Below are 11837 nucleotides of genomic sequence, written 5' to 3' on the forward strand. Positions count from 1 at the left end.
ACTTCAGGCCGCCTGTTCACTGCGCCGTTCGCGGCGCATAAATTTACGCGTCTGTTCCTGGCTGGGGTGGTCGATAACCTGAGCGGCGTTACCGATTTCGCACACGCTGCCCTGGTGCAGAAAGGCCACGCGGTCGGCAGATTCGCGCACAAAATTGATGTCGTGGGTCACCACCACCATGGTCATCCCTTCCGATTTCAGCAGCCGCATGGTCGCCAGCACTTCGCCCACCAGTTCCGGATCCAGCGCGGACGTCACCTCATCGAACAGCATGTAGGACGGGTTCATCGCCAGCGCGCGGGCAATCGCCAGTCGCTGGAGCTGGCCGCCGGAAAGTTGTGAAGGCATCATCAGCGCTTTACCGCCCAGACCGACGTGTTCCAGATGTTTTTGCGCCAGGGTAAGGGCTTCACGTTTCCCCAGCTTTGCCACCACCTGCGGGGCCAGCGCCACGTTCTCCTGGGCGTTCAGATGGGGAAAGGCGTTGTACTGCTGGAAAACAATGCCGAGCTGGCGGCGCAGCTGGTTGATATTGGTACCTGCCGCATGCACGCTAATACCGTCGACCACAATCTCACCGCCCTGAATGCTCTCCAGCCCATTGATGCATTGCAGCAGGGTGGATTTGCCTGAGCCGCTGGCTCCAATCAGGCACACCAGTTCGCCTTTATCGATGCTGAGGTCGATACCTTTCAGCACGCTGACCGGGCCAAAAGCTTTTTGCACGTTACGAATTTCGATCACAGGGCCACCTTTTTTTCCAGATAACGGCTATAACGGGAAACCGGGTAACAGATAAGGAAGTAAAACAAGCCGGTGCCGAGCAGCAGCAGCCAGGTTTCATGGGTACGGTTCATCAGCGTTTGCGTGGCACGCATAAATTCGACGTAACCGACCACGCTCGCCAGCGCGCTGTCTTTGATCAGGCTGAGCAGCAGATTGACCCAGGCACTGAGACCGGTACGCAGCGCCAGCGGCAGCGAAATATGACGTAATTCCTGCCAGCCATTCATGCCCAGCGAGCGTGCCCCCCGGCGAAAGGTGTGCGGTACCGCCAGAAAGCTTGCACGTGCCACTTCCGAGGTGACGCACGCCATCCATACGCCAAGCGCCAGGCTGCCCAGCACATACGGCGACAGCGGCATATTCAGCAGTGAAAACAGGCTGTTTAGCACAATCAGGATGATGATCATCGGTACGCTACGGAAGATATCCACCAGCGGAGCGCTCAGAATCTGAAAGCTAAATGAAGACGCGCGCGCCCATCCCAGTGGGATGCCGAGCAGGGTGCCAAGTAGCCCGGCAGTGCCTGCCATCGCCAGCGTATTCAGTGCACCCAGCAGCAGATACCCGCTGTCGGACCACTGCAAAGGCTGATAACCGAGAACGAATTGCATGGTTACCTCCGGTACATCAGACGGAAGGTCAGCTGCGCACCAAACTGAATGAATTTGGCGATGGCGTAATAAATGCCGGCAGTGACAATGAAAAACTCAAAAGTGCGGAAGCTGATGGATTGCGCATATTGCGCGGCACCGGATAGCTCGCGCAGTCCGACCAACATTCCCATCGAGGTGTTGAGCATCGCCCAGATGCATTGGGTGACGAACGGTAAAAACACCACTTTAAACACCTGGGGAAATATCACATGGCGGAAAGCCTGGCGCGGTGTCATCCCCAGCGATCGTGCGGTGGACATTTGCTGGCGCGGGATCGCGTTTAAGCCGCCACGAAAGATCTCCGCCATATAACCGGCGTTGTTAAATGCAATGGCAATTAATACCGCGAGATAACTGGAGATATTAATCCCCAGCGCGCCAAGCCCGAAATACATAATATAAACCTGGAACAGCACTGGCGTATTACGTGATAACTCCACCCACCCGCTGGTGAAATAATAGCGCCAGCCACTGCCATTCTGGCGGATGACAGACATCGGTATGGCAAACACCATACCGATAACCACCGATAATAGCGTGATCTGTAATGTCACCCAGGCACCTGATAATAATTGCGGCAATGCGTTAAAAACGATTGACCAATAAAACTGATAATCCTGCATGGGCGTACCCTGGAAAGTCGGACAATGTTTACCGGGGCTTAGAAATCAACACCGGCCATGGTCAGAGAAGGTAGCGGGCCATCGCCCATATATTTTTTATACAACTCGGCGTAGCGGCCTGAGACCACCTGGTGCCAGACAAATACGCGTGCCCAGTTGAGAAATTCCGGGTCACCTCGGCGTACCGCCAGGCCATCCATATCCGACAGCGGTGCCAGACCCGCAGCAGTAAAGGTGGGAAACTGGCCGCTTTTTTCCAGCGTGTTGTAGACCGATGACGCCTGTAAGATGCCGTCGATTTTCCCCTGTTGCAGCGCCATAAACACCTCAGCATCGCTGCCGTAGCCGGTATAGGTGGTGCCGGTATCTTTCCAGCGACCCTGTAACTCCTTGTTAAATAACTGCTCAAAGGTGGAACCCGTCACCGCACCCAGTTTTTTACCCTCCAAATCATCGTAAGTTTTGATGCCGGTATCTTTGCGCGTCATCACCGTGATGGTGTAGTTAACATACGGCTGGGTGAAGGCCACAGTCATGGCGCGTTCCGGAGTGATGGTAGTGGAACCCACCACAATATCGACACGTTTGGAAACCAACGCCGGGATACGGTCCGAGGCTGGAGTCTGCACGATCTCAGGCGTTACCCCGAGGGATTTCGCCATATCGTCACAATAGGCCACATCGTAACCGTCGGGTTTATTCTCTGGCGTCAGAAAACCCGACGGTGGCGAATCTAATACTACTGCACAGCGTAATTTTTTAGCTTTAATGACGGCATCCAGCGTAGATTCCGCCTGTGCAGCATGAAGATAAAACAATGAAGAAAGGGCAATAAAAAGGACTGACTTTGTCGTCTTGTTAAACATAATGACTTCCCCGCGATGGTTTGAAATAGTAACAACGCTCCATATAAAGCTGTTTACTTCTTTACGGACAGGGTAAGGCAACTACGAGCAGGTAAATTTATTTCAGGCCGATATTGGCAATCGGCCCCACTTCTTTTTCCACTAATGGCAGCACTTCTTTGGTAAAACGATACAGTGAACGTTGTGCACGTTCGAGTGGCATACAACCAAACTGGAAATTACAGGTGTAATTAATCGGGTCGAGGCGTTTAATATCGGCGATCATTTTTTCCGCCACGATATAGGGATCACCTACCACCATATTGCTGGCGTATTGCTCCAGCGTATATTCTCCGTCAAAAGGTTCATTGCGGATATAGCCGTTATCATCCAGCGGCAGTACCGGTTTACGCAGATGATTCGCCATGCGGCCAACATAACGGGCGCGTTCAGCGGCTTCCAGCGCTTCGGCTTTGCTGTCGGTGACATGCACGTATTGCATGATGGCCAGTGGCTTGGTGGCCGGATTTTCACCGAGGGTTTCCCAGCTTTGGTTAAGGCCGTCCACCATTTTGTACAGCACCGGTGAGCCGAGGGTACTGGCGGCATGGAACGGTGTCACCTGCCATTTTTTCAGGCGATCCAGCAGTCGTGGGTGTGACGTTGTCACGAAAAGCGGTGGCAGCGGCGTCTGATACGATTTGATAGCAAAGGTAGTCTGCGGTATCGATAGATGTTCACCGCGATATTCTACTTCGCCGGTGACCAGCGCCTGTTCCATCACATCCCAGTACTCCAGGAAAATATCGACCTTTTTCTCCAGCTCCACATGGTAACGGTCAAACTCGTATTGCTGATAACCGGTTCCCATCCCCACCACCAGGCGACCATCGGTCATAGCATCGACAGCGGCAATCTCCTGCGCGAGCCGCAGTGGATGGTACAGCGGCAGCACCAGCACGCCGGGGGCGAGTTTGATTTTTGATGTCCAGCCCGCCGCATTGGCGACCATCATCAGCGGCGAGGGGCTGCTGGAATAGTTTGCGAAGTGGTGTTCGGCAAACCAGGCAATATCAAAACCCACTTCTTCGGCGGTTTTGACCATGGTTTGCGTGTCATTCATCACGCCTTTCACGCCCTGCGGATGATCGCGCAAAGTCATCAGGCTGAATAATCCAAGCTGCATTCTGTTCTCCTGCGGTAAGAAAAAATCGCGTTGCTTAGCCCGCAACGGGGGTGGTTAAAGGAGCGGAGGTGACATACGCACCGTTCTGATAAAGCAAGGGTGCAATTGCCTCGCTGAACTGGCAGTCGCTCACCTGACCAATCACGATGTGATGGGTGGCGTAGGGCAGCGTCTGATCCAGCTCGCAAAACAGAGTGGCCTGTGCATCGGCCAGGTAAGGTACGCCCTGCGCATTGCTGCACCATTCTCCCGCCGAGAAGCGCTCGTCGGCGGAAAGCGGGGTACTGAAACGTTGTGACACGGCGGTGTGCTGGTTGCTCAGCAGGTTGATGCAATATTTGCCGCTGGCGAGTAGCGGTTGTAACAGGCTGGAGGAGCTGTTGATGCACGCCAGGATCGACACCGGATCAAAACAGAGTGATGTCACCGCGGTGGCGGTAATGCCGTAGCGCATGCCGTCATGCTGACAGGTGATGACGCAAACCGTGGCGGCCAGCCGCCGCATACAGTGACGAAAGTTATCCCGAACCTGGTTATTCACAATGGTTTCCCCGCATGATGCTGAAAATGAATGGCTGATTATCGACAATTTTGTTAAGGCTAAATAGTAGATTGTCAACAATGTTAACGCCGTGTACGCATCATTGGATATGTGAGGTGAAGTTGTCAACGCATTGCTTAATTTGTCGCCATAGGAAATTTTGATGACTAGGTTTTGCTGCGACTAATCAGTGGGATAGATGAAAGAGGCGGCTAGCGAAAATGGTAGCCGCCGGATGCTCAATTATGGGTCCAGTAGGTGCCGGTTTCGGGAATCGGCAGGAACTGCTGATTCATTTCACGCAGGGTTTCATCCGGGGATAAATCGTGGAATAAGTCCGGATGGAAGGTTTTGGCAAAGAACTCGGCTACCAGCAGATGCCACGGGCTCATATAAAAGTTCTGCCAGAAAGCGAACGCCTTGTGCTGCTGCACGGCGTTAAGCACCGATACCGTGCCATCCTGCGCCAGCGCCCTGATAAAGGTGGTCTGCGCACTGGCTGCGTTTACCTGTGGTCCCAGTTGCAGGAAAGCTTTATCCTCCGGGCCTGCCGAGCCGGTGGCGATATAAATATCCGGGTTGGCGGCCAGCACTGCCTCAGGGTTGAGTTGCCCAAACACCGCCGGGAAGCGTCCGGCGGCAATATTGTCACCTCCGGCAAAGGCAATCAGATCGGCGAGATTACCGTGAGCCACGGTGGTGCAGCATTCGGCCTTTTTCCCCAGATGCAGTTGCAGCATGACTTTAGGACGCGGTCCCTTCCAGCCCGCCAGCCGATCGCGGATAAGCTGCATATGCTGCTGATAGAAGGCAATAAAACGCTCGCTTTTCGCCTGGTCATTGAGCGCTTCCCCGAGGGTGCGCAGGCTGGCAACGGTATTCGCCAGCGGATCGACGCGAAAATCGAGGAACAGCACCGGGATCTTTGACGCAGCCAGTTGCTGCATAAACAGGGAGTTGTTAGGCGGGGTGCGGGCATAGACCGGCAAAATCACCAGGTCAGGGCGCAGGGCAATAATCTTCTCAACATTGAGCTGGGAAAAGTTGGAGTTGCCGATCTGCTCGATATTGGCGATGGCCGGGAATGCTTTGACATAGCGCTGCCAGGTTTGTTTGTCGAGATTGCGCAGATCTGCGGGCCAGCCCACCACACGCTTCGCCGGGTTGCCGTCTTCAACCAGTGCCAGCGTATAAATCATCCGGCTCTCGCCAATCACGATACGTTGCGGATTATCCGGCACCTCCACCTGACGTTGCAGGCTATCGGTGAGGGTTTTGGCCTGCACCACAAACGGCAACAGCAGGCACAATGCCGCGAGAAATCGTTTCATGCATAGGTTCTCTTGTGGCTCCGCCCGTTAAGGCGGAGCGAATCAGGTTAGAAATCCACTGATGCCTGCAGGTACATCACGCGCGGCTCACCCTCGATCACGCGCAGGTTACCGGCGCTGGATTCGTAATATTCCCGGTTAAACAGGTTTTTCACGTTCAACTTCAGCTGGGTATGTTTACCCACCAGCTGGCTATCCCAGGCGATAAAGGCATCGGCCACGGTATAGGCAGGCATGACAAAGCTGTTTTCCGGGTCGCCCGCACGGGTGCCGACATACCGCCCGCCACCACCAACACGCAACTCACCCGGCAGCCAGGAGAAGCGCAGGGTATGGCTCAGATACAGGCTGCCCATATTGGTGGGGGCGTTGACCAGACGGTTGCCCACGTTATCCGGGTTAACGTTATCTTCGACGATTTCCGTCTTGTCGTAGCTGTAGTTGGCAATCAGATTCCAGTCCGGTGCGATTTCACCGTTAACTTCCAGTTCCGCCCCGGTCGAGCGGGCCTTGGGAATGTTGCGCGTCACACCGTTGATAAAGATCGACATATCGCTTTCATCAATACGGTACAGCGCCAGCGTGGCGGCCAGATTCGGTGCGACCTGCCATTTCGAACCCACTTCCCAGGTGGTGCCTTTCTCGGTGGAGGCGACATCACCGTTATCGTCGGTCTGTGTGGACGGGGTGAAGGACTTGCTGTAGCTGCCGTACAGCGAGACATCCGGCAACACTTTATACACCACGCCCAGCTGCGGCAGGAAGGCGTTGCCGCGATCGTTCAGGGTGGTTTCCGGGTTGATAAAACCGTTGCTGGAGGTTTGCGTATAACGCTGGAAGCGTCCACCCAGTACCGCGATCCACTTATCCGTCAGATGGATGTTGTCTTTGGCAAACAGCGAACGACTGTACAGGTTGGTACGCAGATTACTCAGCGCGTCATTGTAAGTGCTGTCGCTGAGTACCGGCTCCTCACCATACACCGGATCGTACATGTTAAAAGTACGGGAAACGGTACCGCGATAAGAACGTGCCTTGTAGGTTTCATTTTGCTCATAATCAACGCCCAGCAGCAGGTCATGCTGCATCCCGGCGATCACCGGTGAGCCGCTGATATCCCAGGAAACGTACTCGGTCTGGTGGTTGAAGCCACGGTTGGCATCCGCACGGCGTGACACAATGCCGGTGGTGGTATTAATCGCTGTGGCGCGCACTTCGTTACTGTCGTAACGGCGCTGCATCCAGCCATAGTTCAGGTGGGTGTCCCACGTATCATCGAGGTTGTAGCCATAGCTGACGTTGAGACGTTTGTTTTTGCCCCACGCATGGTTGGCACTGTCATCGAGGCGACGGTTGTAAGGAATATCGACCGGTTTACCGTTGATAAAGGCGGTACCGCGATCGTAAGGCACATCGTATTTGTACTCGACGTAACTGATGTTGAAGGTGGCACGCTCGCCATACCAGCTCAGTGAAGGGGCCAGCAGGGTGTGTTCATTCACGCCGAAATTGCGCCAGTAATCTTCGCGCTGGCGTTCCGCCACCATGCGGAAGGCAAAGCCATTACCCAGCGGGCCGGTGATATCCACCATGCCGGTGCCGCCGCCATAGCTGCTGGACTCGCCGCTGATATGGGTGTTCCACTCATACTGCGGCTTTTTACTCACCAGGTTGATGATGCCGCCTGGGTTAAGGATGCCGTACAGCAGGGAGGAAGAACCCTTCAGCACTTCCACATGGTCGATGCTGGAGTCCATGGTCAGTCCCTGGTTGCTGCGCACGCCGTCGATAAAGATCGAGCCGTCGGTGTTGGAACCGAATCCACGCTTCACGAAGCCATCCTCGGTGCCGCCCAGCGTGTTGCCCTGGGTCACGCCACTGACAAACTTCACGGCATCGTTCAGGCTGGTGACCTGGTAATCCTTCATTACCTGGGGTGTCACCACGCTGATCGACTGTGGCGTTTCATTACGCGGCGTATTGGTTCTGAGCGTTGCCGCCGCATCATCCTGGTTATAACTGCCGGTGTTGCTGGTAGAAGACTGATCGGCTGTCACTGTCAGGGTTTGATCCTGAGTGGTTTCTGCGGCTGCGGCAGAATGACCATAGAGAAGCGTTGATGCCAGTAAGACCTGTGACCCAGAGAGCGTATATTTTACCGCTGGTGAAAAGAAAGAAAGATACTTCATTTAACTAAATCCGCATCAAAGAGAATTATTTTGAAAGCTGGATACTAATGAGATTGATTTTCATTTACAACCATTTCTTGTTATTTCAGGGAAAATAAATCATTCACCTAAATAAAAAATGGAGATTTTCACGCAGGAGAAAACATTATTTCCTGATAATGGAAAATATAATGTAGTGAATAATATGATTTAAAATCATTATGATATGTTGTAAATGTAGTAGTTGATGTAGCGTCATAATATTTACCCTCATTAGACTACATTTCTCTGCCAGGAAGGGATTAGCAACGACACTTTTGATGGATTATTGCGTTGAACTTATTAAGTCATAAATTAAGGTATTCTTAATATTCAGAAGAATAATGAGCGAATGCGACGCTATGGCTGACTAAATAACCATCGACCATTCTTTACTTAGCGAGCCTGTTCAGGCTTTACTATTAAGCAAAACGGCCCGAAAGTTAGCCTGAAAACGTGACAATAAATGAGAAAAGGCTGATTAACTGCATAATTTATAAGGTGTTTAACTCCGGTGACTGAGTCCAATCCCAAAATCAGTAAAAAACCCTATGATCTCTATGGCGAACGCTTCCACGCCAATAAGCATCTGTTAACTCCCCGGCTGTTAAAAGTCGCACAGCACATTCACCAGCATCGCAGTGCCGTGCTGGATAAAACCGCGCTGGAGATTGCGATTGATACCCAGACTTCTGACGCCACGGTGATCCGCGCCATCCAGGCGCTGGGTTTTTCTGGCTTCCGGGATCTGAAGATTGTGATTGCCGAATATCTGGGGGTCACCCGCCGTTCACCGGCGCGAGTGGCGGTGACCGTCAATGAACTCTCACAGGATGCGCGGGGCAGCATCGATTTCGTGCTCGACAGTTATCGCATCAGTTGCGAGATGCTGGCGGCACCGGACAATCGTCAGGCCATTCAGCAGGCCATCGGGCTGTTGCAGCAGGCGGAGCGGGTGGCGATTTTCGGTATTGGCGCATCCGCCATCCTGGCGGATTACACCGCGCGGCTGTTCAAACGCAATGGCACCCCTTCGTATGTGCTTAACCGCACCGGCATTTCGCTGAGTGAACAGATCGCTGATATGCGCCACGCGGATGTGCTGATTATGCTGGTGCAGAGCAGTGCGCACCCGGAAGGGCTGGTGACTCTGGCAGAAGCTCAGCGGCTGGGGATGAAAATTGTGCTGCTAACCGCCACGCCCGACAGCATTTTCGCGCAGCATGCCGATGTGATGATTGAGATTCCGCGCAGTCGTTCGGCTGACAAAATGCCAGTACATGCCACGCCGATGATCTGCCTGGAAATCCTGGTGCTGGGGCTGGCCGCCGCAGCACCGGTTGCCACCATGACCAGCATGAGCAAGCTGTATGAGATCAGCAATGCGCTGACTCGTCCTGGTGCGCGTAAGAACAAGTCGTCATAAATGGCCTCAGGCAGCGCAGACACCAACGCTCTGGCAGCGATAGACCAACGCCGGGGGCAGGTTGCGCATCACTCTGGTGCGCGTCCAGTGGAAGTAGCCGGAAAGCAACGGTTCTGACAGCGAGGTGTACTGGAACTGAATAAATACGCCGCCGGGATTCAGCGAGGCGACCACACGTTGCAGGATGCGATGGCGCAGCGGTTCCGGCAACGACAATAAGGGTAAACAGGAAAAAATGGCATCGCATCCCTGTTCGACCTGTTCTGCAGAATCCGTGAACACGGTCAGGCGGTTATCGTTTAGCGAGGAGAGTTTCAACGCCAGCCGGGGATTGATTTCATAAGCTGACAGAGTGGCGCTGGAGTGCATACGGTTTAATAAATGGCGCGTCAGAACGCCGTCCCCGGCACCCAGCTCTGCGACATGATGCGCCTGCTCCCAATCCACCGCATCTGACATTCTGCGACAAAGGGAGGGTGAAGAGGGAGCAATTGAGCCAAAGGCGCGGGGGTTAGCAATAAACGCCTGCATATAACGGGTCTTTTCTTTGAGCAATGAAAAAGTGGTTAATATCACGGTTATCACCTCCAGGTGTATCACTGGAGTTTAGCCATGCATTTCTTAAGGAAAACTTAAAGGGGCCAGTTTTAAGAGTGAATCCGGCCAGGATGACGAAATTGTCATGTTGCGGCAATCATAACAGCGCTATTTGTAACAGCGCGATAAATCGCGCCGCTACGAATGTGTGCAAATACGCAAGTTTATTGCTGAACAATACGGTTTCTGCCACCGCGTTTGGCTTCATATAACGCAGTATCGGCCTTATTCAGTAATAAATTATAATCCGGGTGACCGCTATGTAATGTATAACCAATACTGACCGTGAGAGTGATTGTTTTTCCGGACACGGTTTCAAAAGGCGTATTGTTGACAATGCGACGAATCCGTTCTAATAACGTATAGGTTTCCGACTGACCAGCCTCAACCAGAACAATCAAAAACTCTTCACCGCCATAGCGGAATAAATAGTCGCTAGCACGAATATTATCACTCAACAGGTTAGCGATATGTGTTAACGCGCGATCACCAACCGAATGTCCCCATTCATCATTCACCTTTTTAAAGAAGTCCACGTCAATGATAGCGACACTTAACGGCAAACGGTTTTCCATTGCCAGGCTGACTTCATGTTTTAAAATAATCGGCAGGTAACGTTTATTGAGTAAATTAGTCAGCGCATCTTTACCATCCTGCATATGAGAGACGTCGTTAAATAACATCTCCATATAGGTATTAATTTTCTGACAGTTAGCGTGGATAACACGCAACAGTTCCTGCAATTTTTCTACCGGTATGGCCGTGGTTAAATCAATGCCCGCCATGGTTGCATCAATCTTCGCCATCAGCTGGCGCATCTGTTGAATCTGGGGGTTTTCACCAAACTGGCGCACGCATTTATGGCGGAACCACAGGCCAAAGTTAGATTCGGAAATATTCAGCAGTTGTTCCGTTTGCGATACGCCACTCACCAGATTATAGATAACCGAGTTTTCCCAGCTGGAAAGGGCAGATTGCTGTTTGCCCTGTTCCTGCCAGGCATTATTCATCAGTACATGCATACGATAAGCTTCTTCATTACGCGTGGCCCGATAATGGGACATCGCATAGGCATGGCTCATCATTTCGATGGCAATATCAATTGCCATCGCAGCATAGTGCATCACCTGTAAACTGAGGGGATACGGTATATCATGCTGGGCAACATAAGCAAAAATACCGTATTTTAGCTGCCGGGCACCGCGCTGAACAAATTCAACCGGAATACCAATACGGGCATGTACGCCACCGACGTGGTATTGCAGCTGCGCCAGGTTTTCAAATTGGCTTTCATCCTCGGTCAGAATGGCCTTAACCCATTTCGACAGTGAACTACTGAGTCGCTCCTCAACAAGTTCATAAGACAAATGCCTGGAAATAGCCGGATCTTTGAGCAATGTTTCATAAAAGCGGTGAGCAAGATTATCGGACTGCGTTTCCGCAATCTGACGTAAAATAGCGATAACATCTTGCGGAAGTGCTGCACGTAATGGACGCCATTCTTGCAGAATGACTGCGATATATTGTTCTATTTCTTCCTGCATCATTAAACAAACCAAATGTTAGCTGGATATCCCGGTGAAAATATATCGTATCACACCTGGTGTAATGTGCCTTTGTTTTAACAATAGCATGACAATAA

Annotated in this window: 11 protein-coding genes; 1 reads left to right on the forward strand and 10 read right to left on the reverse strand. The window is 52.4% G+C overall.

Going from position 1 to position 11837, the window contains the following annotated elements:
• Positions 1-3: 3 nt before the first annotated feature.
• The 8 genes from PW844_RS16300 to PW844_RS16335 all read right to left on the reverse strand — a co-directional run bounded on the left by PW844_RS16300 (position 4) and on the right by PW844_RS16335 (position 8154).
• Positions 4-744: an amino acid ABC transporter ATP-binding protein gene (locus tag PW844_RS16300; RefSeq protein WP_299453868.1), complete on the reverse strand. Its 741-nt coding sequence runs from the start codon at positions 742-744 to the stop codon at positions 4-6.
• Positions 741-1397 carry an amino acid ABC transporter permease gene (locus tag PW844_RS16305; RefSeq protein ID WP_299453870.1) on the reverse strand — a complete coding sequence of 219 codons (657 nt, stop codon included), beginning with the start codon at positions 1395-1397 and terminating at the stop codon, positions 741-743. Before PW844_RS16305 ends, PW844_RS16300 begins: the two co-directional genes overlap by 4 nt.
• Positions 1398-1399: 2 nt before the next feature.
• Complete coding sequence (locus PW844_RS16310; protein ID WP_299453873.1) at positions 1400-2062, reverse strand: amino acid ABC transporter permease; 663 nt, start codon at positions 2060-2062, stop codon at positions 1400-1402.
• 38 nt (positions 2063-2100) lie between these two features.
• On the reverse strand, positions 2101-2928 hold the full coding sequence (locus PW844_RS16315; protein WP_299453875.1) for a transporter substrate-binding domain-containing protein: 828 nt from the start codon (positions 2926-2928) through the stop codon (positions 2101-2103).
• A gap of 97 nt (positions 2929-3025) precedes the next feature.
• Complete coding sequence (locus tag PW844_RS16320; RefSeq protein WP_299453878.1) at positions 3026-4093, reverse strand: LLM class flavin-dependent oxidoreductase; 1068 nt, start codon at positions 4091-4093, stop codon at positions 3026-3028.
• Between the two features lie 34 nt (positions 4094-4127).
• Entirely contained in the window at positions 4128-4634 is a 507-nt protein-coding gene (locus PW844_RS16325; RefSeq protein ID WP_299453881.1) for a flavin reductase family protein, read from the reverse strand.
• 239 nt (positions 4635-4873) lie between these two features.
• Positions 4874-5965, reverse strand: a complete 1092-nt coding sequence (locus PW844_RS16330) for an ABC transporter substrate-binding protein (RefSeq protein ID WP_299453884.1) — start codon at positions 5963-5965, stop codon at positions 4874-4876.
• 47 nt (positions 5966-6012) lie between these two features.
• Complete coding sequence (locus tag PW844_RS16335; RefSeq protein ID WP_299453887.1) at positions 6013-8154, reverse strand: TonB-dependent siderophore receptor; 2142 nt, start codon at positions 8152-8154, stop codon at positions 6013-6015.
• Between the two features lie 532 nt (positions 8155-8686).
• On the opposite strand from PW844_RS16335, the gene PW844_RS16340 reads away from it, so the two are divergent.
• Positions 8687-9598, forward strand: a complete 912-nt coding sequence (locus PW844_RS16340; protein ID WP_299453889.1) for a MurR/RpiR family transcriptional regulator — start codon at positions 8687-8689, stop codon at positions 9596-9598.
• 6 nt (positions 9599-9604) lie between these two features.
• Here PW844_RS16340 and PW844_RS16345 read toward each other — a convergent pair whose 3' ends face one another.
• Together PW844_RS16345 and PW844_RS16350 are read right to left on the reverse strand one after the other, a co-directional pair.
• Positions 9605-10171, reverse strand: a complete 567-nt coding sequence (locus tag PW844_RS16345; RefSeq protein ID WP_299454590.1) for an rRNA adenine N-6-methyltransferase family protein — start codon at positions 10169-10171, stop codon at positions 9605-9607.
• A 188-nt stretch (positions 10172-10359) separates the two neighbouring features.
• Positions 10360-11739, reverse strand: a complete 1380-nt coding sequence (locus tag PW844_RS16350) for a diguanylate cyclase (RefSeq protein WP_299454593.1) — start codon at positions 11737-11739, stop codon at positions 10360-10362.
• Positions 11740-11837: the final 98 nt, after the last annotated feature.

It is taken from the genome of Pantoea sp. (genome assembly GCF_028283705.1).
Lineage (GTDB): Bacteria > Pseudomonadota > Gammaproteobacteria > Enterobacterales > Enterobacteriaceae > Pantoea.